Source organism: Pandoraea eparura (genome assembly GCF_902459725.1).
GTDB classification, from domain to species: Bacteria; Pseudomonadota; Gammaproteobacteria; order Burkholderiales; family Burkholderiaceae; genus Pandoraea; species Pandoraea eparura.
The window spans coordinates 332,380-356,846 of record NZ_CABPSH010000004.1 but is presented as its reverse complement, the minus strand read 5'-3'; the positions used below and the strand labels follow the sequence as shown (position 1 = coordinate 356,846).

At 64.3% G+C, this 24,467-nt stretch carries 23 protein-coding genes; 13 read left to right on the top strand and 10 right to left on the bottom strand.

Annotated elements, in window-relative coordinates; translation table 11 throughout:
• Positions 1 to 11 precede the first annotated feature (11 nt).
• The 3 genes from PEP31012_RS12310 to PEP31012_RS12300 are packed head-to-tail and all read right to left on the bottom strand — an operon-like array spanning position 12 to position 4,206.
• Positions 12 to 593 (bottom strand): hypothetical protein, encoded by a 582-nt coding sequence (locus PEP31012_RS12310; protein ID WP_150589609.1) that lies wholly within the window; start codon positions 591 to 593, stop codon positions 12 to 14.
• Positions 594 to 610: 17 nt separating this feature from the next.
• Positions 611 to 2,038, bottom strand: a complete 1,428-nt coding sequence (locus PEP31012_RS12305) for an HlyD family type I secretion periplasmic adaptor subunit (RefSeq protein WP_150589608.1) — start codon at positions 2,036 to 2,038, stop codon at positions 611 to 613.
• A gap of 2 nt (positions 2,039 to 2,040) precedes the next feature.
• Complete coding sequence (locus PEP31012_RS12300) at positions 2,041 to 4,206, bottom strand: type I secretion system permease/ATPase (RefSeq protein ID WP_150589607.1); 2,166 nt, start codon at positions 4,204 to 4,206, stop codon at positions 2,041 to 2,043.
• A 314-nt stretch (positions 4,207 to 4,520) separates the two neighbouring features.
• Here PEP31012_RS12300 and PEP31012_RS12295 point away from each other — a divergent pair, with 314 nt between their 5' ends.
• The 3 genes from PEP31012_RS12295 (at position 4,521) to PEP31012_RS12285 (ending at position 7,880) form a co-directional block, all read left to right on the top strand.
• On the top strand, positions 4,521 to 6,008 hold the full coding sequence (locus PEP31012_RS12295; RefSeq protein ID WP_150589606.1) for a DNA-3-methyladenine glycosylase 2: 1,488 nt from the start codon (positions 4,521 to 4,523) through the stop codon (positions 6,006 to 6,008).
• Complete coding sequence (locus tag PEP31012_RS12290; RefSeq protein WP_150589605.1) at positions 6,005 to 6,568, top strand: methylated-DNA--[protein]-cysteine S-methyltransferase; 564 nt, start codon at positions 6,005 to 6,007, stop codon at positions 6,566 to 6,568. Before PEP31012_RS12295 ends, PEP31012_RS12290 begins: the two co-directional genes overlap by 4 nt.
• Positions 6,569 to 6,701: 133 nt before the next feature.
• A complete protein-coding gene (locus PEP31012_RS12285) occupies positions 6,702 to 7,880 on the top strand; it encodes a DUF2863 family protein (RefSeq protein WP_150589604.1) in 1,179 nt (392 codons plus the stop codon).
• A gap of 168 nt (positions 7,881 to 8,048) precedes the next feature.
• On the opposite strand, the gene trmB is transcribed toward PEP31012_RS12285, so the two are convergent.
• A complete protein-coding gene (gene trmB, locus PEP31012_RS12280; protein WP_150589603.1) occupies positions 8,049 to 8,768 on the bottom strand; it encodes a tRNA (guanine(46)-N(7))-methyltransferase TrmB in 720 nt (239 codons plus the stop codon).
• Positions 8,769 to 9,192: 424 nt separating this feature from the next.
• On the opposite strand from trmB, the gene PEP31012_RS12275 reads away from it, so the two are divergent.
• Positions 9,193 to 9,867: a BspC domain-containing protein gene (locus PEP31012_RS12275; protein ID WP_150589602.1), complete on the top strand. Its 675-nt coding sequence runs from the start codon at positions 9,193 to 9,195 to the stop codon at positions 9,865 to 9,867.
• Between the two features lie 153 nt (positions 9,868 to 10,020).
• Here PEP31012_RS12275 and PEP31012_RS12270 read toward each other — a convergent pair whose 3' ends face one another.
• The gene (locus tag PEP31012_RS12270) at positions 10,021 to 11,169 is read right to left on the bottom strand and encodes a M14 family metallopeptidase (RefSeq protein ID WP_150589601.1); all 1,149 of its coding nucleotides are present in this window, start codon (positions 11,167 to 11,169) and stop codon (positions 10,021 to 10,023) included.
• Positions 11,170 to 11,234: 65 nt separating this feature from the next.
• Positions 11,235 to 12,014: a peroxide stress protein YaaA gene (gene yaaA / locus PEP31012_RS12265; RefSeq protein WP_150589600.1), complete on the bottom strand. Its 780-nt coding sequence runs from the start codon at positions 12,012 to 12,014 to the stop codon at positions 11,235 to 11,237.
• Positions 12,015 to 12,061: 47 nt separating this feature from the next.
• Here yaaA and PEP31012_RS12260 point away from each other — a divergent pair, with 47 nt between their 5' ends.
• Positions 12,062 to 12,574, top strand: a complete 513-nt coding sequence (locus PEP31012_RS12260) for a putative toxin-antitoxin system toxin component, PIN family (protein WP_150589599.1) — start codon at positions 12,062 to 12,064, stop codon at positions 12,572 to 12,574.
• 239 nt (positions 12,575 to 12,813) lie between these two features.
• Entirely contained in the window at positions 12,814 to 14,010 is a 1,197-nt protein-coding gene (locus tag PEP31012_RS12255; RefSeq protein ID WP_246171258.1) for a pyridoxal phosphate-dependent aminotransferase, read from the top strand.
• A 202-nt stretch (positions 14,011 to 14,212) separates the two neighbouring features.
• On the opposite strand, the gene PEP31012_RS12250 is transcribed toward PEP31012_RS12255, so the two are convergent.
• The gene (locus PEP31012_RS12250; RefSeq protein WP_150589598.1) at positions 14,213 to 14,869 is read right to left on the bottom strand and encodes a glutathione S-transferase family protein; all 657 of its coding nucleotides are present in this window, start codon (positions 14,867 to 14,869) and stop codon (positions 14,213 to 14,215) included.
• Positions 14,870 to 15,437: 568 nt separating this feature from the next.
• Between PEP31012_RS12250 and PEP31012_RS12245 the strand changes: the two genes are divergently transcribed.
• The 7 genes from PEP31012_RS12245 (at position 15,438) to PEP31012_RS12215 (ending at position 22,594) form a co-directional block, all read left to right on the top strand.
• Positions 15,438 to 16,994: a 3-hydroxyacyl-CoA dehydrogenase gene (locus PEP31012_RS12245; RefSeq protein ID WP_150589597.1), complete on the top strand. Its 1,557-nt coding sequence runs from the start codon at positions 15,438 to 15,440 to the stop codon at positions 16,992 to 16,994.
• Positions 16,995 to 17,010: 16 nt separating this feature from the next.
• Positions 17,011 to 17,790, top strand: a complete 780-nt coding sequence (locus PEP31012_RS12240; RefSeq protein WP_150589596.1) for an oxepin-CoA hydrolase, alternative type — start codon at positions 17,011 to 17,013, stop codon at positions 17,788 to 17,790.
• A 149-nt stretch (positions 17,791 to 17,939) separates the two neighbouring features.
• Complete coding sequence (locus PEP31012_RS12235) at positions 17,940 to 18,656, top strand: histidine phosphatase family protein (RefSeq protein WP_174978224.1); 717 nt, start codon at positions 17,940 to 17,942, stop codon at positions 18,654 to 18,656.
• Between the two features lie 163 nt (positions 18,657 to 18,819).
• Positions 18,820 to 19,917, top strand: coding sequence for a phosphotransferase (locus tag PEP31012_RS12230; protein WP_150589594.1), 1,098 nt, complete (start codon positions 18,820 to 18,822; stop codon positions 19,915 to 19,917).
• A gap of 55 nt (positions 19,918 to 19,972) precedes the next feature.
• On the top strand, positions 19,973 to 21,238 hold the full coding sequence (locus PEP31012_RS12225) for an acyl-CoA dehydrogenase family protein (RefSeq protein WP_150589593.1): 1,266 nt from the start codon (positions 19,973 to 19,975) through the stop codon (positions 21,236 to 21,238).
• Positions 21,235 to 21,927, top strand: coding sequence for a glutathione binding-like protein (locus tag PEP31012_RS12220; protein WP_150589592.1), 693 nt, complete (start codon positions 21,235 to 21,237; stop codon positions 21,925 to 21,927). The genes PEP31012_RS12225 and PEP31012_RS12220 overlap by 4 nt, the downstream gene beginning before the upstream one ends.
• 331 nt (positions 21,928 to 22,258) lie before the next feature.
• Positions 22,259 to 22,594 (top strand): YegP family protein, encoded by a 336-nt coding sequence (locus tag PEP31012_RS12215; RefSeq protein ID WP_150589591.1) that lies wholly within the window; start codon positions 22,259 to 22,261, stop codon positions 22,592 to 22,594.
• Positions 22,595 to 22,645: 51 nt separating this feature from the next.
• Here PEP31012_RS12215 and PEP31012_RS12210 read toward each other — a convergent pair whose 3' ends face one another.
• The 3 genes from PEP31012_RS12210 to PEP31012_RS12200 form a co-directional block, all read right to left on the bottom strand.
• Entirely contained in the window at positions 22,646 to 23,101 is a 456-nt protein-coding gene (locus PEP31012_RS12210; RefSeq protein WP_150589590.1) for a MaoC family dehydratase, read from the bottom strand.
• A gap of 174 nt (positions 23,102 to 23,275) precedes the next feature.
• Entirely contained in the window at positions 23,276 to 23,749 is a 474-nt protein-coding gene (locus PEP31012_RS12205; RefSeq protein ID WP_150589589.1) for a DUF1178 family protein, read from the bottom strand.
• Positions 23,750 to 23,814: 65 nt separating this feature from the next.
• Entirely contained in the window at positions 23,815 to 24,408 is a 594-nt protein-coding gene (locus tag PEP31012_RS12200) for an NUDIX domain-containing protein (protein ID WP_150589588.1), read from the bottom strand.
• Between the last annotated feature and the right edge of the window lie 59 nt (positions 24,409 to 24,467).

The window sequence follows — 24,467 nt, the reverse complement described above, 5'->3', positions numbered from 1 at the left end:
AATTCGCAAAATTACTTCGTCGAATCGTGCCTAAACCATGGAACTCCTTTTGAAAACAAAAACAATTCCACCAACTTTGAAAACCCAACCCCAAAAGCCACGAACAACATCATGTATGGTATGAAGCCTGAAAAAAAAAGACTCTCCCTTGAATACCAAAGCGATGCCATTTTTCCGTAGCGATATCCAAATCCAAAAAAACACCAAGATATTAAAAAAGTCAACAATCCTAAAAATATCTCATAAATAATCCAAAGCTTATATCGCCCAATAAGCCTTCCATCAAAACAGTCTCCCTTTAACTTATTTAACGAAACAAAAATTAACGCAGGAGCCCAAATTAAAATGCTTGAAAGCATAGTTGCGTGATAGAACTTCACAACCTGTGGAATTTCAGATTCAACAGGAACATCCAGCATCTTCGGCGCAACCTGCAAAACAAATTCAACCCATTGTCTTGCCAAATCACGCGTCAGTATGTCATTCGGCACCAGCAAGGATATGACCGCGGACAGGCTTATCGGCCCACCCCAGAAAAATGCCGCAAGACACCAATCGTAAAACGTCAACTTTTTCTTCTTTACATCCTGCATACGCCCTCCCAATACCCTCATCTTTCCCGGAAGCTCTCCGCCTTGTATTGCATCAACGGGCTCAAGAAATATTCAATCACTCGGCGCTTACCGGTTTTAATTTCCGCCGTGATCACCATCCCAGGCGCCAGCCGCACCCGCTTCCCATCGACATCGATCGTCGATCGCGACAATCTGATCTTTGTCGCATATATCAAGCCTCGTTTCTCGTCCCGAATCGCGTCTTCAGAAATGCTGACCACCGTCGCAGGGATCGTCCCGTACTTGGTGTACTGAAACGTCTCCACCTTGACTTCCACACCTTGGCCGACGTTGACGAACCCGATATCCTTGTTTTCCAGAAACGCTTCGACTTCCACCGGGTTGTCCTTCGGCACGATGGCCATCAGGGCCTGCGCTGGCGTCACCACGCCGCCGATCGTGTGCATCGCAAGCTGCTGAACCGTGCCATCCACGGGCGCCACCAAATGCATCAACTGTTCTCGCGTTTCAGCCTTGACCAGTTCGTTTTCCAAACCGGTCACTTTCTGCATCCCCTCGTTGAGCGCATCGAGATGGATACGGCGCGTCTCCGCCGTCAGCGCGCTACGTTGTCGCTCCGCTTCGCGCTTCGCCGCCGAGATCTCCCGCAGCCGGCCGCGTTGCGCGGCGAGGTCGGCCTCCTGTTCGATGCGAAACTGTTCCCTCTCCAGATAGCTGTGACGAGACGCGAATTTCTTATCAGCCAACGCCTCGAAATCGCGCGCCCGTTGCTTGGCGATCGGTACTGTCTGTTCGAGCTTGCCCACCAGCGCGCGAGTCGATCGCGCCTCTTCCACACGGCGCGCTATTTCCGCATCGACTCGGGAAACGCGCGCTTCGTACTCGGAGTACTGTCCCGCCAGATGCCGCCGCGCCTCCAGCACCTGAGGTGCCGGCGCGCCCTCCGGCGCGACCATCGCATCAAATCGTCCATCGTTCAGCGCCTTCAACATCGCCCTTGCCCGGGCGACCTGCAAACGCGCGACCAGCAGATCGTTAGCGACACGTCCCCGGTCAGCGCTTGCGCCGGTGGCATCCAGGTCGATGAGCACATCCCCTGCCCGGACAGCGTCGCCATCGCTCACGTGTATCGCTGAAACCATCGCCGTTTCCATCGGTTGAATCGTCTTGGTGCGATCGCTCGGAATGAGCCGGCCTTGCGCGGTCGCGACGACGTCGATTTTTCCGAACACCGCCCACAGCACGGCAAGCGCCGCCAACCCCATCAGCAGCCTCATCGTGACCCTGGGCAATACGGGTGCCGGCTTTTCACGCAACGCCAGAGCCGCAGGCAAGAAGTCGGCCTCCTGCGGCAAGTAGCGCGCTGCGCCGTTCTCACGACGTTGTCGCCACGCTTCGCGAAACACATCCGCATACCGCTGCAACAGGTCGCCAAACGCCCGCCATCGATTTGTGTGGATCATCGTCAGCCCCGTTGCATGCCGTACAACTTCGTGTACATCCCGTCCGGCTTCTGCAAAAGCTCCGCGTGCGATCCCACTTCCGCGATCGTTCCCCGTTCCATCACCACGATTCGATTGGCGCCACGCACCGCCGAGAGTCGATGCGCCACGATGAGCACCGTGCGCCCGTGACAAATGGCGCGCATGTTGTTCTGGATAACGCGCTCCGATTCGTAGTCAAGCGCACTGGTCGCTTCGTCAAAAATCAGAATGCGCGGGTTGGACATCAGCGCCCGAGCAATCGCGATGCGTTGTCGTTGCCCGCCGGAAAGTGTCGCGCCATGCTCGCCAACCAGCGTGTCGTAGCCATCCGGAAGCTCGGTAATGAACGCATGGGCGCCGGCCAGCGCCGCCACGCGCATCACCACGGACAGCGACGCGCCTGGGTCGACAAGCGCAATGTTTTCGCGCACCGTGCCGTTGAACAACACGTTCTCCTGAAGTACGACGCCGACTTGGCGACGCAGCGAAGACGCGTCGATCAGCGCCAAATCGACACCGTCGACCAGCACTCGCCCGCTCTCTGGCACATGCAAACGCTGAATCAGTTTGGTGAGCGTGCTCTTGCCCGAGCCAGAGCGTCCGACCACCCCGATGACTTCTCCGGGCCGAATGTCCAGGTCGATGGCCTTGATCACTTCCGGCGCGTCCGGGCGATAACGAAACGTGGTGCGTTCGAAACGGATCGCACCGCGTATCGCAGGCAATACACTTTTGGCGCCCGAAATCTCGGTTCGGGTATTGAGAATGTCCCCGAGTCGCTGGACCGATATCCCCGTCTGCTGGAATTCCGTCCACATTTGCGCCAACCGCATGACCGGCGTTGCGACGTGTCCTGCCAACATGTTGAAGGCAATCAATTGCCCAACCGTCATATCGGCGTCGATGACCAACTTGGCGCCGACATACATGGTGGCAACAGTGACGATCTTGCTCACCAGCGACACGCCGCCATTCGCGAACGTACCCACCATCGCCGTCCGGAAGCTCGACGCGACGTAGGCGGCCAGTTGCTGGTCCCATTTCCGCATCCATTGCGGTTCGACCGCCAACGCCTTTACCGTGTGGATACCGCTTATCGTCTCCACCAGAAACGCCTGGTTCTCCGCGCCACGGTTGAACTTCTCGTTCAATCGGGCGCGCAGTATCGGCGTAAAGGCCAGCGTCAGCGCGACGTAGCAAGGCAAGGAGCCGACGACGATCCACGTCAGCGTCGTGCTGTAATGGAACATGACAGCGAGAAAGGCCACCGAAAAGAGCAGATCGAGGACCAGCGTGATCGCATTGCCCGTCAAGAACGCCCTGATGTTCTCCAACTCACGCACACGCGCCACCGAATCGCCAACCCGTCGCGCCTGAAAATAGGCAAGGGGAAGATTCAACAGGTGGCGAAACAGACGCGCGCCAAGTTCGACGTCAATTCGGCTGGTGGTGTGTGAAAAAACAAAACTGCGAAGTGCGGTGAGCACAACCTCGAAAACGACAACCGCGAGCAAGCCCGTGGCGATCACGTCGAGCGTGCTCAATCCGCGGTGCACAAGCACCTTGTCCATGACGACCTGGAAGAAAAGCGGGGTCACGAGCGCAAATAGCTGCAACACAAATGACACCAGCACGACTTCAGCCAGCAACCGCCGGTACTTCACGATGGCGGGAATGAACCATGCAAAGTCAAATTTCGCCATTTCGCCCGCGAGCGAAGCCCGCGACGCGAAGAGAATCAGCTCGCCCGTTGCACGTTCGGAGAATTCTGCAAGCGTCAGCGTTTGCGGGCGATTCTCGTTCGGATCCTGGATCAGCACGTTGACGCCGTCACAGCGCGCAACGATGACATACCGGCCATCCTGTGTCGCAGCCATGGCCGGCAACGGCGTGTGTGCCAGCCGCTCCGGCCGGGGCTTGGCCACTTTGGCCTTGAGCCCGAGGGATTTGGCCGCCAGAAGAATCCCGTCCCGCGCCAGGGGTTTTCCGTCAACGCAGAACTGATGCGTGAGCTGTGCCGCGTCGATGGAGAGTGCGTGAAATCGGGCAATCAGGATCAACGATGCAAGGCCTGAGTCCAGCGATGCGCGAGGTTCGGGATCCGGGGCTTCGACAGCCGCCTGTGGCGTTGATGGTGACGTCGACATGACGGTTTTGATATTCCGAAACGGAATTAGGTACCTCTTTAACCCGACGTAGCGGAACGATTCGGGGACTATGTGAAACAGTCCACGACGTTACCGAATATCAGCGAACGCTTAAATGGGCGGAATCCGAGAAAATTTGGGACGCGGCCTCTTTACCAAGCTTTCCGGGCGACTTTCGACACACGCCCCTTCCTTCGCCCCCGCCGCCTCTGCTGTCATGTCCGAAAATGACTAGCGCCTCATACGCCTCGCGCGTAGAGTGAGGCAGATCGTCTCCGCCCTCTCGCCGCCGGACCGCACAGGCCCCCATGTCCATGCCCCTCGACCCTGAAGTCTGCTACAAGGCCGTCAGCGCCCGCGACCGGCGCTTCGACGGCTGGTTCTTCGTCGGCGTGTCGTCCACCGGCATCTACTGCCGCCCGGTGTGCAACGTGCGCACGCCCCGCTTCGAGAACTGCACGTTCTATGGCAGCGCCGCCGCCGCCGAGAAGGCCGGCTTTCGTCCGTGCCTGAAATGCCGCCCGGAACTCGCGCCTGGCCTCGCCCGTTTCGACGCTACCCGCGAGCTCGCCGACGCCGCAGCCGCCATGATCGACGAAGGCTTCCTCAATCACGCCGGCCTCCCCGCCCTCGCGGACCGAATCGGCATCACCGAACGCCATCTGCGGCGCATATTTGCCGACGAATTCGGTGTCTCCCCCGTCGAATACGCGCAGACGCAACGTCTGCTGCTCGCCAAGCGCCTGCTCACCGATACGGCCATGCCCGTGACCGAGGTCGCCCTCGCCGCTGGCTTCGGCAGCGTTCGACGTTTCAACGGGCTCTTCAAGACCCGCTACGGCTTCGCCCCCGGCCGGCTCCGCCTGAACGCCCGCCACGACGCCCTGCCCGACAGCCAGCTCGTGTTCCAGCTCGCCTACCGTCCGCCCTTCGCCTGGCACGCCCTGCTCGACTTCCTCGGCGACCGGGCCATCGACGGCGTCGAGCGGCGCGATGGCAACGTCTACACCCGCACGCTGAGCCTCGAACGCCAGGACGGGCAGACGGTCGCGGGCTGGTGCCGCGTCACACCGCTATCGGATCGCCATGCGCTTCAGGTGACGCTGCCGCCCACGCTGGCCGGCAGCGTGCCGCAGGTGCTGGGCAAGCTGCGGCATCTGTTCGATCTCGGCGCGCGTCCAGACGTGATCGACGCACACCTCGGCCCCCTCGCCGCGGCAACACCGGGCCTGCGCGTCCCGGGCGCGGTCGATGGTTTCGAGATCGCCGTGCGCGCCATCGTCGGCCAGCAGATCACGGTCAAGGGCGCCCGCCGCCTGCTCGGCCGGCTCGCACAACGCTTCGGCACGCCCCTGCCCGCCCCCGCGCACGGTCTGTCGCACACGTTCCCGAGCGCCGCGCAACTCCTCGCCGTGCCCCCCGACGCCCTCGGCGAAGCCGGTATCATTCGAAGTCGCATCGCCGCCATTCACGGGGTGGCGCAGGCGATCGTCGACGGTCGCTTGCGGCTGGATCCCCTGGCACCGCTGGACGCCACGATCGCTGGTCTGCTCGCGATCAAAGGCATCGGCCCCTGGACGGCGCAGTACATCGCCATGCGCGCGCTTGGCTCACCCGATGCCATGCCGGTCGACGATCTGGTGCTACGTCAGGCGCTTGGCGTGGCCGATGGGCGTGCCGTCGCCGCGCGAGCCGCACAATGGGCGCCATGGCGCGCGTACGCCGCGCTGCACGTCTGGCGGGCGGCGGCGCAGGGACCGGCAGGCCAGCCGGTCGAGACTTTGCAGGAGGTGTGTGCATGACCCGCTACGAAACGCTTTACGACAGCCCGCTCGGCGACATGCTGCTCGTCGCGAACGGCGACGCGCTCACCGGCGTGTATTTCTCGCATCAGAAGTATTTTCCGCACGAGGGCGACACCCGCCGCGATGGCGCCGACCTCGCCGTCCTCCATGACGCTAAGCGGCAACTCGACGAGTATTTTCACGAAGGGCGACGCACCTTCGACCTGGCACTGGCGGCCGACGGCACGCCGTTTCAGCAACGCGTCTGGGCCGAACTGCAACGCATTCCGTTCGGCGAGACGCGCAGCTACGGCGACCTCGCGCATGCCTTGGGCGATCTCAACAAATCGCGCGCGGTCGGCGCCGCCAACGGACGCAATCCGATCGCGATCATCGTGCCCTGCCACCGCGTGATCGGCGCAGACGGCACCCTCACCGGCTATGCCAGCGGGGTCGAGCGCAAACTTGCCCTGCTCTCGCTCGAAGGGGCCGCACTGGCCCCGATCATGGGCGCCGCCGTGGCGGCCACGCGTCGAACGCGACTCTCGGCCCCCGCCAATCTCGCGTTCGACTTCTGACGGCCGGGCGTGCCGGCGGCGCGACATGTTGTCATTTTCAGGACGGGGCGACGCGATAGCTGCGCGCGTCCCATCAATCGCGTTCACGCATGCCGTACAATCGTGAGTCCATGTATTTCTGCTTTGCACGACTATGCGCTCACGCACCGCCAAACGACTGACTCCCGACGCTGAAAAGCTGGTCGGCCACGCGCTCGCGCTCGCTGCCTCGGGCAGCCGTATCGAAGACCGCTTCTGGGAAGCCCAGCTCGACACGCTGCTCACGCGCGTGCTGCGCACCGGCAACCAACCGGCCATCGATGCTGCACTCGACCACCTCCAGGCCAACCACAGCGAGGCCTATGGCGCGCTCGCCGACCTGATCGAGTCGCAAAGCGAATCCGCCGAACCGGAAGCCGAAGGCCAGGTGTGGGACGGCCTGCTCGTCGCCATCCCGATCCTCGCGTGGACCCGTTACGCGATCCCCTCGGGCCCGGTGAAGGCCGATGCCCTCATGCCGGTTCGCGCCCACCTGCACGCCCACGTGCTGGCCGAACCCGCGCGCGTGACCATTTCGCCCTATCTCTACAGCATCGACCAACTGCCGCGCACGCACTGCGAATCGTGGAAGGTGACGCAGCAACTGGTGCGCGCGGCGGTCGACAACGCCGAGGTCAAGCAACCCGGCAGCGACCTGCCGGAAACCGCGCCGATTCTCGCCGACCCGCGCTTCCTGCTCGCCGCCGTCAGCGTGCCCAAGGGGGCGCCGATGTTCCGCTGGCAAGAGGAAGGCGCGCGCCACGCCGAGCGCGGCCAATGCCAGGAGGCATGGTCGGCGCAGGGGGGCCCGAATCTCAACGCACTGCTGCCGGGCTGCGAAATCGAGTGCCTGCTGCCCGACGCCTATTACGCGAGCTGCCGCGAAGCCGACGAGCGCATCCGCCCGCACACGATCCGCACGGCACTGCGCTATCTCGAAGACGTCCTCACGCTCACGCCGCCCGAGTTGCGCGCGGTCGTGGCCGGCTTCGGCGAGCAGAATATCGACGAGTACCGCATCGGCTTCACACAGCGCGGCAGCAACGATGTCATCTATGGGGTGGTATGGCCGTTGTATGGGCGTGAGAACGGCGAGGTCGAAGGCGGCGCGCTCGACGAAGTCACCGATCTGCTCAAGGCCTGTGGCGTGACCGAGATTCGCAAGCATCCGGGGCGCTTCGATCCGGAGTATTGCGACGATTGCGGCGTGCCGCTGTATCCGGACCCGGTGGGCGAAGTCGTCCATGCGGAAATGCCGGAAGATGCCGAACCAAGCCGTCCGCACTTCCACTGATCGGCACCGCGTCGTGTCAATGAATGACGCGACGCGCAACGGCAGCAAGACAATGGCCATGCGTCATCCGCGCACGGCCATTTTTTTGTGCGAGGCGGGCGGCCTGCCCCGCTTAGTCCATCGCTTTGTCGCCCGCTTAGTCGCCCGTTTGGCCACTCGCATGGCCACTCACTCACGCGCCAGCGAGTCCAAGGATACGTCCAACGACGACGGCAACGTCACGACACATCGATGCAGCCCATGCCCCGAGGCGAGGTACTTTCGCTCGAACGGCGTCATGGGCGCGACGTCCCCCTCGGGCGCCCAGGCCTCCACGACCGGCTGTACACCGCCGAGCCATTCGAGCGCCAACGCCATTTCCTCGATATAGATGTCCCAGTTGCTGCGGCACTCCAGTACGCCACCGAGCGCCACCACCGTGGGAAACACCGCGTGGGCATGCCAGCGTCGTGCGAGTTGGCCGATCTTGGGCCACGGGTTCGGATACAGAAGATAATGGCGTGCCGGGCGGATTCCGGCCTCGAACAACTGCCGCCAGAAATCGACCAGATCCGCCCGCACCCATACGAAGTTCTCCGGCCACTCGCCGCCCCACCAATCTTTACCGCGCACGATGCGGCTCTCCGATTGATCGATGCCGATAACGAAGTGATCGGGAAACTGCGTGGCCAGCCGCAACGTGCTCTCGCCGACACCGCATCCCGCGTCGATGATCAGCGGTGCCGCACCGGCGTTGCGCCACGCAGCGATGGCGGCGTCGAAGGCGCCCGCGCTGTAGGCGGCGAGCGGCTTGCGAAAGACCGCGTCGCGATGACGATCGACGAGCGCGGCCAGTTTGTCGTGTGGGCCGGTTTGCGCACTGGCCACCGTGCGTGAATTTGCGAACATGCGGAAATAAAAAAGGCGCGTGATGAGCGACGGACATTCCCGAACGCGCGTCGCGAAAAAACCCCGAAATTCGCCGTTGTTCGAGCGATCGCGGCGCGGGCGCCGATGACAGAATTCGCCGCCTGCCCTCGCAGGAACGCGGGCGCGCCCGTTGTCTGCGCCAGGGCATCCACGCCACAGCGCGCCGGTCAGGCCCGCATTGTAGCGCGCTGTAACGTTCATGGCCGGCGCTGTTACGTCTGAGGGCTTACCCGGCGGGCGTCGGCGACTTTTTTTCGGTTAAGATGGGAGCCGCTTTGCCGTTGTCTATCAAAATGCGGTCAAGCCTCTTCGCGAGCGGCGCGTGCGCAAGACACCCACGATGGGTCATCGCATGCCCGCATTGCTCTGCAATGCCTTAGCGCCCCCGAGAATACGTCAAGCAATGTCGAATCGATTTTTTCAACGCGCCGCCGGCGCCGTGATGCGAGCCGTGCGCCAAGTGGCCGCTGCCGCGAACGCCGCCCCTGTCGCGGTCGTCACGGCCGTCGTGGCCCCCCTCTGCCTGTCCGCCTTCACGGCCCCTGCGCAGGCCTTCACGCTTGAACAGCATCGCGCGCTGGTCGAGCAATTCGTCAACACCCGTCACGCCGATCCGCTGGTGGCCGATTGCGCCGCGCACGCCAGTTTCGTCGTCGCCACGCTACCCGGCTATGCGAGCGTCGAGTATGCCGACAACGCCCTCGACTCGGAGCACGCGAAGGTCTTGCCGTGGTCCGGTCCGTTCGACGACCACAAGCAACGCGTGGACGTCACGCAGATGGTCGAAATCGACGGCGTCGGCAAACGCACCACGGGTCAGACGGACAACATCCATATTCGCTGCGGCTACGCCGACGGCCGCATGATGGGCTTCACCTATACGTCGCCGCTGTCGCAGGTCGAGCAACCGGTCAGGCGAGCCAAACACAGCTCGCATGGCAAGGTGACGCACGCGTCGGCGAAGTCGGGCAGGCATGGCACGACGGCCAAGTCGTCGCGCGGCAAGTCCTCGGCGAGAACGTCGTCGGCGAAGGCGAGCAGCAGCAAGAAGACTGTGACGAAAAAGAAATCGCATTGATCGTCGGGTGACGGTCTGCGATGGCAACCTAGCATGACAAAGCGTACCCAAGCGCGACGCATGGCGCGTCGCGCTTGGGTACGCTCGTGTCTATGTCCCGGTGAGTCTGGTATCGCCGAGGCGTGCCAACCTCGCTGACTGCCCGCGGCCCGGTCAGACGTTATCGGCCTGCATCTGCGCCCAGATGGCGGCGAGCATCGACGCGCCCAGCGCGGCGCTTCGTGCGCCGCTCCACCCGACGTGCGGGTCGGGGCGGTTCGCGTTGTCCTTGAACGGCATCTCGAGCGTGAGCGACAGACAACCGAAGCGACGGGCGACCCACTTCGACGCAAGCTTGAACGAGTCCGGCCCATGCTTGCCCGGCGGATAGCCGAACTTGTCCTGGAAATCGAGGCTCGCCGCTTTCAGGCGCTCACCGAACGCCTTCTCTCGCGCGAGCATCGCGTCGGTCGCGCCTTCCACGCCGTCGTTGCCCGCGAGAAAGACGTAGGGCAGCGCCTCGTCGCCGTGAATGTCGAAGAACATGTCGCAGCCGAGCGCCTCCATGGCCGAACGCACGTGATACACCTCGGGGCTGCGCGCCAGATCCGGCGCCAGCCACTCGCGATTGAGGTTCGCCCCCACCGCGTTGGTGCGCAGATTGCCTCGCGCCGAACCGTCGGGATTCATGTTCGGCACGATGTGCAGCACCGCTTCGTCGAGCACGGCCGTCGCCAGCGGATCGCCCGCCCAATCCCCCGCCCCGAGCAGGCGGCGCAACAGCCCTTCCACGAACCACTCCGCCATCGTCTCACCGGGATGCTGACGCGCGATCACCCACAGATTGCGCTTGCCCGCGCGCGGCTCGCCCACGGTGAGCAGCGTCATATCCCGCCCGTCGACGGTCTGCCCCAGTGAGCGCGAACTCACCCGCGGCGAATTCTGCGCCGTGCCGAGCAACGCCAGATGACGCTCCTCCGCATACGGCTCGAAATACGCCAGGAACACGCTGTCGTGCGCCGGCGTGAACGACACCGTCATGACCTTCGCATCGTACGAGGTCGGCACACGGAACCAGGTCACGCGATCGTACGAGGCCACCGCGCGGTAGTTCTCCCAGCCTCGCGGATACGATGTCTGCGCCGCGTTATCGAACACGATCCGGCACGGCGCACCGCCCACGCCCTGCAAGCGGAAATGGAACCACTGGGCAAACTCGGCGGCACCGTCCTGCGCAATGCGCACGTGAATGTCGTCGGCACGCTCGGCACTCACCACCTCGATGGCACCGCTGTCGAACTTGCTGCTGATCTGGACGCTCATGACTTGTCTCGCTGGCGGAAATCAAAAACCCCGGGCACGCGCCCGGGGTCGGAAGTTGACGAACGTCAGGCCACGCGACGGCGGAAGACCCAGAGCGCATCGTTCGAGACACTGTCGTCGAACGCATAGCCTTCGCTGTCGAAGGCCTTGAGCTGCTGCACGTCGGTCACGCCGCGCTCGATCGCGTAACGCGCCATCAGACCGCGCGCGCGCTTGGCGTAAAAGCTGATGATCTTGTATTTGCCGCTCTTCCAGTCTTCGAACACCGGCGTAATCACCGGCGCGGCCACCAGCCGGCGCTTGATGACCTTGAAATACTCTTCGGACGCCAGGTTCACGAGCACGCGACGCGTCTCGACATGTTCCGCGAGCGACGCATTGATCGTCTGCGTCACACGCTCGCCCCAGAACGCGTACAAATCGCGCCCGCGTTTGTTGGCAAAGCGCGTGCCCATCTCCAGACGATACGGCTGCAGCAGATCGAGCGGGCGCAGCACACCGTACAGGCCGGACAGAATTCGCAGATGCTTCTGGGCGAAGTCGAGCTGCGTGGCGCTGAGGGTGCGAGCGGCGAGGCCTTCATAGACGTCGCCGTTGAAGGCGAGCACGGCCTGCTTGGCGTTGCTCGTATCGAAGCGAGTGTTCCACTCGGCGTAGCGGGTGACGTTGAGGGCCGCCAGTTGGTCGGAAATGCTCATGAGCGAGCCCACCTGCGCCGGGCTCAGTTCGCGCAGGCCGTCGATCAGTTCGGCCGCGTCGTCGACGAACTGCGGCACGGTGTGCGTGCTCACGTGCGGCGGCGTTTCATAGTCGAGCGATTTGGCCGGCGAGAGAACAATTATCATATCGGGTGCAGCGTTCCTGCGAAAACGAGAAACCGACATTCTATCCAATGCTTCAAAACGCCGTTGCCACGCCCGCCGAGCGAGCCTTCGCCGAGCATCTCGATACGCTTGCCACGCCGCCGCGCGTGGTGCTCGACACCAATGTCTGGATCGACCTGCTCGTCTTTGACGACCCCATCGTGCGCCCGCTGCGCGATGCGCTCGTCGAGCGCCGCCTCATCGCCCTGATGGCGACGCGCTGCCGTGACGAACTCGCCGTGGTGCTCACTTACCCGCAATTTTTGTCGCGCGCGATCGACAACGACGCCGCGCTCGCCTGGGTCGATGCCCACACGCACCGCATCGTCGTGCCCGACGACGCCGCGCCGGGCGCCCCGTTGCCGTTGTGCCGCGACCGCGACGATCAGAAATTCCTCGAAGCCGCACGCGACGGCCATGCGCACTGGCTCGTCAGCAAGGATAAAGCCGTGCTCAAGCTTCGCAGCCGGGTAGCGCGCCAGTTCGGCTTCCGTATCGTGACGGCGAGCGCCTTCGCGTCGCTGTTCGACACGCGCGGGTAATGCCGGAGTGCCCCAATGTCCCAATGTCCCAATATCCGAACATCCGATCTGAGCCGCGTTGAATTCAGATTGGAAGCGAGGTCGGGGTCGGATCGAAATCAGTTGCGAGCCGGATCGGAATCGACCGAGGGACGGCTGCGCCTTCTCCGAAAACGCGGTGCGACCTTGCGGCATCGCCCGCATGCCGGACGCTGCGGCGTTAGAATGTCGGCCTGATCACTGCCTCGTCCATTGCCTCCATGAACGCGCCTCACACCGCATCTGTCGCGCCCACCGCCCAGGCGTTGGTCGCCCCGCCGCTGGCATCACGTCTGCCGAACGTCGGCACCACCATTTTCACCGTGATGTCGGCGCTCGCCGCCGAGAAACAGGCGGTGAACCTCGGGCAGGGCTTCCCCGATTTCGCGTGCGATCCGAAAATCGTCGACGCCGTCTCACGTGCCATGCGCGACGGCCACAACCAGTACCCGCCGATGGCCGGCGTCCCCGCGCTGCGCCAGGCCATCGCCGACAAGATCGGCAAGCTTTACGGGCAGCATTACGACTGGAACACGGAAATCACAGTGACGGCCGGGGCCACGCAGGCCCTGCTCACGGCCATTCTCGCGTGCGTGCATCCGGGCGACGAGGTGATCGTGTTCGAGCCGACGTACGACAGTTATGTCCCCTCGATCGAGCTGGCCGGCGGCAAGCCGGTGTTCATCACGCTCGACGCGCCCGAGTTCCGCATTCCGTTCGACAAGCTCGCGGCGGCAATCACGCCGCGCACGCGCCTCATCCTGTTCAACACGCCGCACAATCCGAGCGGCACGGTGTGGCACGCGCAGGATCTCGCGAAGCTCGCCGAGATCGTGGCGGGCACCGACATCCTGTTGATCTCGGACGAGGTCTACGAACACATGGTGTACGACGGCAAGCGGCATGAGAGCGTGGCACGCCACCCGGAACTCGCGCGCCGCAGCTTCATCGTGTCGAGCTTCGGCAAGACGTATCACGTCACGGGCTGGAAGGTCGGTTTCGTGGCGGCGCCGGCGTCCCTGTCGGCCGAATTCCGCAAGGTGCATCAGTTCAACGTGTTCACGGTCAACACACCGATGCAGGTCGGTCTGGACGACTATATGCGCGACCCCGCGCCCTACCTCGAACTCGCGGGCTTCTATCAGAAGAAGCGCGACCTGTTCCGCGAGGGGCTTGCGGGCACGCGCTTCAAATTGCTGCCGTGCGAAGGCACATACTTCCAATGCGTGGATTACAGCGCAATCAGCGATATGAGCGAAGCCGACTTCGCACTGTGGCTGACCGGCGAAATCGGCGTGGCGGCCATTCCCGTCTCGGCGTTCTACCACGAGCCGCACGAATCGGGCGTGGTGCGCTTCTGCTTCGCCAAACAGGACGACACGCTGCGTGAAGCGCTGGCACGACTCGCCAAGATCTGACGCCGAGCGTTTCAGCAAGCCGCAAAATGGGGCCGCAATCTTTTCAAATTGCGGCCCTTTCGCATTGGCTTCAGTGCGCGGTGCGAGGCGGACTCGCCAAGCCGGTTGCGACGTCCCGCTTATCGCCCCAGCTGATCTGGCTTGTCTGTCATAGCCAGCCTTGCCCCGCCCAACCGCGCCTCTCCTCGCTTACCTCGCTGACTTACCCGGCTTTCTTCGCCTGCTGCGCCTGCTGGTACGCCTTCTGCTCGGCGCGCACACGCTGGAATGACTCACGTTCGGCGAGTCCCTTCCCATAACCCTTCCAGTCGATGCCGGCAGCCTGCAGGAAATCCTCGCCATACACGGCGTGCGTGGCCATGCCCAGGATCGGCAGATGGATGCCGGCGGCGACGTCGGCCATCGAGAACGTGTCGCCGGCGACATAAGGCGCAAACTTCGCCAGCCGCTTGAACGCCACGATGTTCCGGCGCAGCAGCTTCTCGGTGCGCTGACGCGTGCCGTCCGACACCGTCGCGCCGAAGAACGCCTGCCCGTAGATGTCGCGCGCAACCAGCTCCAGGTGCAACTCCAACATCGTGAGCAATTCGCGCTCCTTCGCCTGCTTCCACGGATCCTTCGAGAAGAGCGCCGGCGACGGATGCGTCGCTTCGAGGAAATCGCAAATCACCTGCGACTCGGACAAGAACCCTTGCTCGGTCTCCAGATATGGCACCTTGCCGAGCGGCGAGCACTGCAAGATCGACTCGTCCTGGCTGGGGATCGACTCCGATTCTTCAAAGGACAAGCCCTTCTCATAGAGCACGACCTTGACCTTGTTGTAGTAGTTGCTGATGGGAAAACCGTACAACTTCAACATGATGTCTCCGATGCGTCACGGCCAGCGCCTGCTTTGCCTTCAAGGCTGCGGGGCGTGCGCAGTTTCATGATGCGTCCCTGGGCGCTGCCGCCAATGGGCGGTGGCGTCTCGTTGGCGGCCCGTCGCGCGACGGTAGTCGCGCCAGCCTCGATCCACGGGCTCACGACGCAATGCGGCGTGGGCAATGGGTACGACCGGTGCGATGGGCAGCCACCCGCAGTGTAACGGCATCGCACCATCGCTCGGGAGACGCGCGCGCCGCAAGTCGTCCCGAAATATGCTTCCGTACGCCGCGGCAGCCCCGCGATCGAACCGATGGCCCACCCCCGGCGTTCGACCGCCCAGCGGAACAAGCGCTGGCAGGCGCGGCAAGATCGGCGACAATAGCGCCAACGCGATTTTGGCACCGGTTTGCATTAGCTGGAGAGACGTCAGGAAATTCATTTCCCGACCGACCGGTCGGACGGTAGAATGACACGTCACTTCCATGCCCGCGCCGTGCGCGCGAACCGCGCCACCCCGATCGACGACACCCGAGCCCCCCGATACCCATTTCGAGACACTCCGTATGACTGCATCCTCCTCCCAGGCCTGCGCGACCTCCCCCGGCAAGGCTATCGACGTGCTGGGCATTGTCGGCGCCGGCGCCATGGGCCGCGGCATCGCCCAGATCGCCGCGCAGGCCGGCCTGCGTGTGAAGCTTTACGACACCAACGCCAGCGCCGTGCAAGCCGCGCTGGGCACCCTGCGCGATACGCTGGACAAGCTCGCCGCGAAGGGCAAGATCGACGCGTCGAGTGTCGAGGCGACGATGGGCCGTCTGCAGGCATGCAGTGCGCTCGAGGATCTGGCCGATTGCCAGCTCGTCGTCGAAGCCATCATCGAGAAGCTCGAGATCAAGCGCGATCTGTTCCGCTCGCTCGAAGGCATCGTGGCGGCGGACGCGATTCTCGCGTCGAACACGTCGTCGCTGTCGATCACGGCAATCGCGGCCGCGTGCGAGCGTCCGGAGCGCGTGGCAGGCTACCACTTCTTCAACCCGGTGCCGCTCATGAAGGTGGTAGAGGTCATCGACGGCCTGCGCACCGCCCCCGAGGTCGGCGACGCCCTGCTCGCGCTGGGTCAGCGCATGGGGCACACGGCCGTGCGTTGCAAGGACATGCCGGGCTTCATTGTCAACCACGCCGGGCGCGGCATGAACACCGAAGGCCTGCGCGTGGCGAGCGAAGGCGTGGCGAGCTTTGCCGACATCGACCGCATCCTGCGCGAGCAGGCGGGCTTTCGTCTCGGCACGTTCGAGCTGCTCGACCTCACCGCGCTCGACGTCTCGCATCCGGTGATGGAGTCGATCTACCACCAGTTCTACGAAGAAGCCCGCTTCCGTCCGTCCCCGATCACGGCCGTGCGCTTCGCGGGCGGCCTGCTGGGCCGCAAGGTTGGCGAAGGCTTCTATCGCTACGTCGACGGCAAACAACAGGTGCCGCCTGAAGCCCCGGCACCCGACACCCTGCCCGCCAGCGTCTGGGTGAGCCGGGCCGACACGCGCGGCTTCGCGGCCGTGGTTGAATGGCTCGGCGCGACGGGCGTCACCCTCGAAAGCGGCGACAAGCCGTCGGCGACAGCGCTGATCGTTGTCACGCCGCTCGGCCTCGATGCCACGACCTGTGCCGTCGAACAGGGGCTCGACGCGGCGCGCACGGTCGCTGTCGACACGTTGCTGCCGCTCGCGGGCGCGAAGCGTCACACGCTGATGACCACGCCGGTCACGACGCCCGAGGCACGCGACGCCGCACATGCCCTGTTTGCGCACGGCGGTACACCGGTGACGGTGATTCGCGACTCGGCGGGCTTTGTCGCCCAGCGCGTGATCGCCACCATCGTGAACATCGGCGCGGACATCGCGCAGCAACGCATCGCAGCCCCAGGCGACATCGATCGTGCCGTGACGCTGGGTCTGGGCTACGCCAAAGGCCCGCTCGCCCTTGGCGACGCCGTCGGCGCGCGCCAACTGCTCACCGTCCTGCGCAATCTGCAATCGTTTTATGGCGATCAACGCTATCGTCCGTCGCCGTGGCTCACGCGCCGCGCGCAACTGGGCGTGTCGCTGCTGACCGAAGACCAGTGATCCGGAGACTCGCCTCATGAGCGCCGAACTGCTTGCCGAACGCGTCGACCACACCCTGGTGCTGACGCTCTCGAACCCCGGGGCGCGCAATGCGCTGCACCCCGGCATGTATGCCGCCGGGGTCGAAGCGCTGGCCACGGCCGAGCGCGATCCGTCCGTGCGGGCCGTGGTGCTCACCGGCGCCGACAACTTCTTTTGCGCGGGCGGCAACCTGAACCGGTTGCTCGAGAATCGCCAGAAGGATCCGGCGGTGCAGGCCGCGAGCATCGACGCGCTGGCCGAGTGGATCGAAGCGCTGCGGGCGTGTCCGAAGCCGATCATTGCGGCCGTCGAGGGCGCTGCCGCCGGCGCCGGCTTCTCGCTCGCGCTCGCGTGCGACCTTCTCGTCGCGGCCGACAATGCCAAGTTCGTGATGGCCTATGTCAAGGTCGGCCTCACGCCCGATGGCGGCGGCTCGTGGTTCCTCTCGCAAGCCCTGCCCCGCCCGCTCGCCACGGAGATCCTGCTCGAAGGCAGGCCGGTGGCCGCAGGGCGTCTGGCGGCAGCGGGTCTCGTGAACCGGGTGGTCGCACCGGGACAAGCCCGTGCCGAGGCGCTGAACTGGGCGACCGATCTCGCGCAGCTCTCGCCGAACGCCGTCGGCCGGATCAAGTCGCTTATCGAGAGCGGCGCCAGCCAGACGCTCACCGCGCAGTTGGGCGCCGAGCGCGACAGTTTCGTCGCATCGCTTCACCATGCGGACGGCCTGGAAGGGATCAGTGCCTTCCTCGAGAAACGTCCGGCAAAATACGCCTGATGGCTTGACCGACGGCGCGCGACCGAACTTCGCACGCGTGCCGTCGGTCAATGCATTGCCGCAGCGCCCCGACCGACTGCCGGCGCCCCTCTCAGGAGAGTTACCGCATGCGCGACTCACTCGGCCAACCCGGCCCCGCCGCCGGCCCCTTGACATTCACGCCACCGCAGCGCCGGCGCATCTATCTGATGCGTCATGGCGACGTCACCTACTTCGACGACAGCGGCAAGCCCATCGACCCCGACACCGTTGCGCTCAACGCGCTGGGACGCTCGCAAGCCAGCGCCGCCGGACGCGCCTTTGCCGCCGAGAACATCCGCTTCGACCGTGTGATCGTGAGCGGCCTGCCGCGCACCCGCGAGACGGCCGAGCGCGTGCTGGCCGAGACCGGGCAATCGATCGACATCGAGACGTGGACCTGCTGGCAGGAAATTCGTGCCGGCAATATTTCCGACCTGCCACCGCACGAGATCGCACAGGCGTTTCTCGGCGCGTTCGATGGCCTCGTGCCGGAGCACACCCGCTTCATGAACGGCGAGTCGGTGCGCGAGTTGCTCGACCGCGTGGTGCCGCCGCTGGCAGAGCTGCGCGCTGATCGATCGTGGGACACGGTGCTGCTTGTGCTGCATGGCGGCGTGAATCGCGCGATACTCTCGCATGCCATGCATCCGCTGGGGCGCCTCTTCCTGGGCCAACTCGCCCAGACACCCGCCTGCATCAACGCGCTCGACGTGGGCGACAAGCCCGACGACTGGGTCGTGCGCCTGATGAACTTCGCGCCGCCGCAACAACTGCATCGCGACAACCGGCTGACCGTCATGGAAAAGATCTTTGCGTCGTTCGTGCGAACGCGAGCGCGCGGATAAGTCCATCGAGTGCACGGGCGTCGCCCGGCGCTTGGTCTTTTCCAAGTCGCATGACCCGCAGTCGCAGCACAAGCCATGACAGGTAAGCACAGGTAACACACAGCGCCGTCGACGCGCTCGAACTCGTCACCGTTAACGTAGCACCGGAAATGCAGGAGACAGCATGACCGAGGAGCTTGCGCAGGACTATTCCACATTCGCTGGCGAACGCGCGCTGGACGCTCGCGTGCCTTTCGATACCGTCGCGCTCGAAGGCTGGCTCGCCGCGCAGGTCGACGGCTTCGCCGGGCCGCTGACGATCACCCAGTTCAATGGCGGCCAATCCAATCCCACCTATCGCCTGACGACGCCCGGCGCCGCCTACGTGCTGCGCACCAAGCCCGCGCCGGCGGCCAAACTGCTCCCGTCTGCCCATGCCATCGAGCGCGAGTATCGCGTGATGGATGCCCTCGCCGGCACCGACGTCCCCGTGGCCCGCATGCGCGGCCTGTGCGTGGACGAAAGCGTGATCGGGCTGGCGTTCTACGTCATGGACTTCGTCCCGGGACGCGTGTTGTGGGATCCCTCACTGCCCGGCATGACGCTCGCCGAGCGCGCGGCCATCTACGACGAGATGAACCGCGTCATCTCGGCCTTGCACCGGGTCGACTACCGCGCCATCGGCTTGGCGTCCTACGGCAAGCCGGGCGACTACATCGCGCGCCAGATTGCCCGCTGGAGCCAGCAATATCGCGCCTCACAGACGCAGACCATCGACGCGATGGACCAGCTCATCGAGTGGCTGCCCACGCATCTGCCGACCGGCGAGCCCGAGCGCACGAGCATCGTGCACGGCGACTTCCGCCTCGACAACCTGATCTTCCATCCAAGCGAGCCGCGCGTACTTGCCGTGCTCGACTGGGAACTGTCGACGCTTGGCGACCCGCTCGCCGACTTCAGTTATCACTGCATGGCGTGGCACGTCAGCCCCGGCGTCTTTCGCGGAATTGCCGGCCTCGACTGGACCGCCCTCGGCCTACCGGACGAGAACGCCTACGTCGCCCGCTACAGCCAGCGCACCGGGATCGCCCGGCCCGCGCAGTGGCATTTCTATCTGGCTTACAACATGTTCCGTATTGCTGCGATTCTGCAAGGCATCATGAAGCGCGTCGCCGACGGCACCGCCGTCAGTCAGCAGGCGCTCGATGCGGGCAAGCGCGCGCGGCCGATGGCCGAACTCGCCTGGGCGTACGCGCAGCGCAGTACGGAACCGGCGCCATAGTGACCACAATATCGATCGTGGCCACGAAAACAGGCAGTCACGCAACGGAGACCCCATGGATTTCAGCTACAGCCCGAAAGTCGAGGCATTGCGCGCGCGCCTCAGCGCCTTTTTCGACGAGCACATCTTCCCGAACGAACACCGCTATCTCGAAGCGATCGAGGTGGCGCGGCGCCAGGGCGACGCCTGGCAGCCGTCAACGGTCATCGAGCGCCTCAAGCCGCTCGCGCAGCAGGCGGGACTGTGGAACCTGTTCCTGCCCGACTCGGGCCGCGGCGCGGGCCTGACCAACGTCGAGTACGCACCGCTATGCGAGATCATGGGACAAGTGCCGTGGGCCCCGGAGGTCTTCAATTGCAATGCCCCCGATACCGGCAACATGGAAACGCTGGAGCGTTACGCGACCGACGCACAGAAGGCCCAGTGGCTCGAGCCGCTGCTGCGCGGCGAGATCCGCTCCGCCTTTCTGATGACCGAGCCGGACGTGGCCTCGTCCGATGCCACCAACGTGCAATGCCGCATTCGACGCGACGGCGACGACTACGTCATCAATGGCCGCAAGTGGTGGTCGACGGGCGCGGGTGACCCACGCTGCGCCCTCTACATTGTGATGGGCAAGACCGATCCGGACGCGCCGAAACACGCCCAACAATCGATGATTCTCGTGCCGGCCGACGCCAGGGGCGTGACGCGCGTGCGCCCGCTCACTGTCTTCGGCTACGACGATGCCCCGCACGGCCATATGGAAATCGTGCTCGACGAGGTTCGCGTGCCGGCGAGCAGCCTCCTGCTCGGCGAGGGACGCGGCTTCGAGATCGCGCAGGGGCGCCTCGGCCCTGGGCGCATTCACCACTGCATGCGGCTCATCGGGCTGGCCGAGCGCGCGCTATCGCTGATGTGCCAGCGCACGCTCTCGCGGGTGGCGTTCGGCAAGCCGATTGCGGCGCAGGGCGTCACGCGCGAGCGCATCGCCGAAGCCCGGTGCCTGATCGAGCAGGCGCGTCTGCTCACGCTCAAGGCCGCCTATATGATGGATACGGTCGGCAACAAGGCGGCGCGGGCCGAAATCGCCATGATCAAGGTCGTGGCGCCGAACATGGCGTGCCAGGTGCTCGATTGGGCGATGCAGGCACATGGCGCGGCAGGGCTGTCCGGCGACTTTCCGCTGGCCTACGCGTATGCGAGCGCGCGCACGTTGCGTTTCGCCGACGGCCCCGACGAAGTCCATCGCAATGCCATCGCCAAGCTGGAACTGGCACGTTACCCGGGCGCGCCGAGCGCCCCGTCGTCAACCGACGCCCCAACAAGGAGCCACAATTGATTCAGGTCTATTCCTGGGCCACGCCCAACGGCCACAAGGTCCACATCATGCTCGAAGAGTGCGGGCTGCCCTACCATGCACATCCCGTCGACATCGGGGCGGGCGATCAGTTCAAGGACGCCTTTCTCGCCATCTCGCCGAACAACAAGATCCCCGCCATCGTCGACGAGGATGGCCCGGACGGCAAACCGATGTCGCTGTTCGAGTCGGGGGCGATTCTGCTGTATCTGGCGGGCAAGACCGGGCGCTTTCTGCCAGAAGACGTGCGCGGCAAGTACGAGACGCTCGAGTGGCTGATGTTCCAGATGGGCGGCGTCGGGCCGATGCTCGGTCAGGCGCACCATTTCCGGATCTACGCGCCCGAGAAGATCGATTACGCGATCAAGCGGTACACCAACGAGGCACGGCGACTGTATGGCGTGCTCGACAAACAGCTTGGCCAGCATCCATATGTCTGCGGCGACATGTACACCATTGCGGACATCGCGATCTGGCCGTGGCTGCGCTCGTGGAAGAATCAAGGGGTCGAGCTATCTGACTTCCCCAATGTGCAGCGCTGGTTCGAGACCATCGAAGCACGTCCGGCCGTGCAGCGCGGCATCAAGGTGCTGGCCGAGGCGCGCAAGCCATTCCAGGACGCCAAGGCCCGCGAAATGCTGTTCGGCGCGACGCAATACTCGCGCCATTAAGCCCACGCCGGTCCACCGAGCGGCCCGCCAGCGCCCGACGCAACCCGCAACCTCGTGTCCCCGCCACGCCGTGCGCCGATGGCCAGGGTTCGGCGGGGGGCGGGGCGAAGTGGTTTACACTTCGCAACAGACGGCGGTTTCGTCGCGACGCCGGCAGTGCTAATCTAGGTGCATTACGCTACGGTGCGCAGGCGCATCGAACCTGTCGAACGCGTTGAACACGTTCCTGCAGACGTTTTTCCAGATGTCTTTGACGCGGCCGGCAGCCGTCGTCCCCTTGCAGTTCGCAGTCCCTCGCCGCTGGCTTTTGGAAGATCCGGGAGATCCACATATGTCAGGCAAGTTCGAACTCAAGCGCAGCCCCAACGGTGAATTCCACTTTCACCTGCTGGCCGACAGCGGGCACATCATCCTCTCCTCCGAGACTTACAAGGCGCGTGCCTCTGCGCAGAATGGCATCGAGTCCGTTCGCAAGAACTCGGTCGAGGATCATCGTTTCGAGCGCAAGACGTCGACGTCCGGCCGCCCGTATTTCGTGCTCAAGGCGCGCAACGGCGAAATTATTGGCCAAAGCCAGATGTTCTCGAGCGCCGAGCAGATGGAAGACGGCATCACGCAGGTCAAACGCGACGCCCCGGCGGCGTCGGTGAGCGACTTGTCGCATTGAGACGCGTCGCGACGAGCCGACGCGAGCGCCGATGCGCCGGGCGCTCGTGCGTCAGGCGGTTCGCTTCAGATAGAGCCCGGTTCCGCGGAACCGGCAGACTTCTTCGCCGTGCTGGTTGGTGGCCGTCCAGAGCTGGCGCACGATACCCCGGTCGGGACGGCTTTTCGACGCGCGCACTTCCAGCGTGCTGCTCGTCACCGTGATCGTGTCTCCCGGACGCACCGGTTTGAGCCATTCGATCTGCTCGACGCCCGGCGATCCCATGCTCGACGAGCGCGAGAGCAGCTTGTCGACGTTCATCCGCATCATGATGCTGCACGTGTGCCAGCCACTGGCCACCAGCCCGCCGAAATGCGACGCGCGCCCGGCGGCGTCGTCGATGTGAAACGGTTGCGGATCGAATTGCCGGGCAAAGTGCACGATCTCGTCGGCCGTGAACGTGTACTCGCCCAGATCGAAAGTGTCACCGACTGCGAAGTCTTCGAAGTAGTACTCGAGGTTTGCCATCGCTAACTCCTGCGTGCGGCGCGCCGGTGTGGTCTGTCAGGCGCGCACGAATGGAAAGGCGGGGACACGCCCGGAAAAAGGGCAACGGCCAACGGCCGACGCGAAACAGGCGCCCCGCCATCGGTGGGCGAGCGGTGATCGCCATGCGCCCCCGCGCCCCGGGCGGTTACGGGCTTACTGTAACGTATCCTTGAAGCCGTCGGGAATCGGTAGCGGCATGACGTCGATGCCCTCCTCCGCCAGCGCTTCGCCCTCTTCTCGCGACACGGTGCCGCGAATATTGCGCTCCGGGGCTTCGTGGTAGTGAATCTTGCGGGCTTCTTCGGCAAACTTGCTGCCCACGTCTTCCGTATTCGCCATCACGTGGCGCACGGCCTTCATCCAGAGCGTCTGCAATTCGCTTTTCGCCTTGGCAACGTCCTGCGGCACCGTCTCGCCGCGAGGTGGCACGATCGGGGCGCTGTCGGCACGCGAGGTGGCCCCCGACAGGTTCAGGCGCGGCGCAGACGGCATGCGCGCAATCTGGGCGTCGCCGCAGACGGGACAGCTCACCAGCCCGCGCGCTTGCTGCGACAGGTAATCGTCCTCCGAGCCGAACCAGCCCTCGAAGGTGTGCTCGTGTGCACAACGCAAATCAAAAACCTTCATGACGCGATGGATGTGTCCCAGCCCCGCCAGTCACGAGACCTCGGGGCCGACAAGTTGACGGTGGCTTAGCGCTGGGGCGACCGCTCGTTCGGCTGCCACATCCCCGATAATATCTTTTCCAGCCAAAACGCGCCGATGATCGATTTGACGTCCGTGATACGCCCGTCTCGCACCCATTGCAGCAGTTCGGTCGCGGGCATCTTGAACACGTCGAGAAACTCGCCGTCGTCGAGTCGTTGCTCGCCAAGCGTCAGGTCGCGCGCGAGCCAGATGTCGATGAATTCGGTCGAGTACGAGATCACCGGGTGAATGCGCGTGAGGTAATCCCAGCGCTCGGCGCGATAGCCCGTCTCTTCCAGCAGTTCACGCTGACCGCACGCCAGCCCGCCCTCGGCGTCGTCGAGCTTGCCGGCGGGCAGCTCCGTCATCACGCGCTCGAGCGGGTAACGGTACTGGCGCTCCATGAGCACCTGACCATCATCGAATAGCGGGATCACCATGACGGCCCCCGGATGGGTGGTGTATTCACGCGTTGCGGTCTTGCCGTCGGGCAGACGCACGCAGTCCCGCTTGATGGTCAGGAACGAACCGTCGTAGACCGTATCGCTCGCCAGACGCGTCTCAATCAGATGCTGATCGTCGAATTGACGCTCGGTCATAAGCCCTCCACGGCTGAAAATTGGCAAATCCAAAACAAAACGCCGCCCCAGGGGCGGCG

Bases quoted from the DNA above. Each gene is read 5' to 3' on its own strand.
- PEP31012_RS12305 (WP_150589608.1), bottom strand. From the start codon at position 2,038: ATGATCCACACAAATCGATGGCGGGCGTTTGGCGACCTGTTGCAGCGG.
- trmB (WP_150589603.1), bottom strand. From the start codon at position 8,768: ATGTTCGCAAATTCACGCACGGTGGCCAGTGCGCAAACCGGCCCACAC.
- yaaA (WP_150589600.1), bottom strand. From the start codon at position 12,014: ATGATAATTGTTCTCTCGCCGGCCAAATCGCTCGACTATGAAACGCCG.
- PEP31012_RS12215 (WP_150589591.1), top strand. From the start codon at position 22,259: ATGTCAGGCAAGTTCGAACTCAAGCGCAGCCCCAACGGTGAATTCCAC.
- PEP31012_RS12210 (WP_150589590.1), bottom strand. From the start codon at position 23,101: ATGGCAAACCTCGAGTACTACTTCGAAGACTTCGCAGTCGGTGACACT.
- PEP31012_RS12310 (WP_150589609.1), bottom strand. From the start codon at position 593: ATGCAGGATGTAAAGAAGAAAAAGTTGACGTTTTACGATTGGTGTCTT.
- PEP31012_RS12200 (WP_150589588.1), bottom strand. From the start codon at position 24,408: ATGACCGAGCGTCAATTCGACGATCAGCATCTGATTGAGACGCGTCTG.
- PEP31012_RS12205 (WP_150589589.1), bottom strand. From the start codon at position 23,749: ATGAAGGTTTTTGATTTGCGTTGTGCACACGAGCACACCTTCGAGGGC.
- PEP31012_RS12270 (WP_150589601.1), bottom strand. From the start codon at position 11,169: ATGAGCGTCCAGATCAGCAGCAAGTTCGACAGCGGTGCCATCGAGGTG.
- PEP31012_RS12245 (WP_150589597.1), top strand. From the start codon at position 15,438: ATGACTGCATCCTCCTCCCAGGCCTGCGCGACCTCCCCCGGCAAGGCT.
- PEP31012_RS12285 (WP_150589604.1), top strand. From the start codon at position 6,702: ATGCGCTCACGCACCGCCAAACGACTGACTCCCGACGCTGAAAAGCTG.
- PEP31012_RS12225 (WP_150589593.1), top strand. From the start codon at position 19,973: ATGGATTTCAGCTACAGCCCGAAAGTCGAGGCATTGCGCGCGCGCCTC.
- PEP31012_RS12230 (WP_150589594.1), top strand. From the start codon at position 18,820: ATGACCGAGGAGCTTGCGCAGGACTATTCCACATTCGCTGGCGAACGC.
- PEP31012_RS12255 (WP_246171258.1), top strand. From the start codon at position 12,814: ATGAACGCGCCTCACACCGCATCTGTCGCGCCCACCGCCCAGGCGTTG.
- PEP31012_RS12290 (WP_150589605.1), top strand. From the start codon at position 6,005: ATGACCCGCTACGAAACGCTTTACGACAGCCCGCTCGGCGACATGCTG.
- PEP31012_RS12250 (WP_150589598.1), bottom strand. From the start codon at position 14,869: ATGTTGAAGTTGTACGGTTTTCCCATCAGCAACTACTACAACAAGGTC.
- PEP31012_RS12240 (WP_150589596.1), top strand. From the start codon at position 17,011: ATGAGCGCCGAACTGCTTGCCGAACGCGTCGACCACACCCTGGTGCTG.
- PEP31012_RS12275 (WP_150589602.1), top strand. From the start codon at position 9,193: ATGTCGAATCGATTTTTTCAACGCGCCGCCGGCGCCGTGATGCGAGCC.
- PEP31012_RS12300 (WP_150589607.1), bottom strand. From the start codon at position 4,206: ATGTCGACGTCACCATCAACGCCACAGGCGGCTGTCGAAGCCCCGGAT.
- PEP31012_RS12260 (WP_150589599.1), top strand. From the start codon at position 12,062: ATGCTTCAAAACGCCGTTGCCACGCCCGCCGAGCGAGCCTTCGCCGAG.
- PEP31012_RS12295 (WP_150589606.1), top strand. From the start codon at position 4,521: ATGCCCCTCGACCCTGAAGTCTGCTACAAGGCCGTCAGCGCCCGCGAC.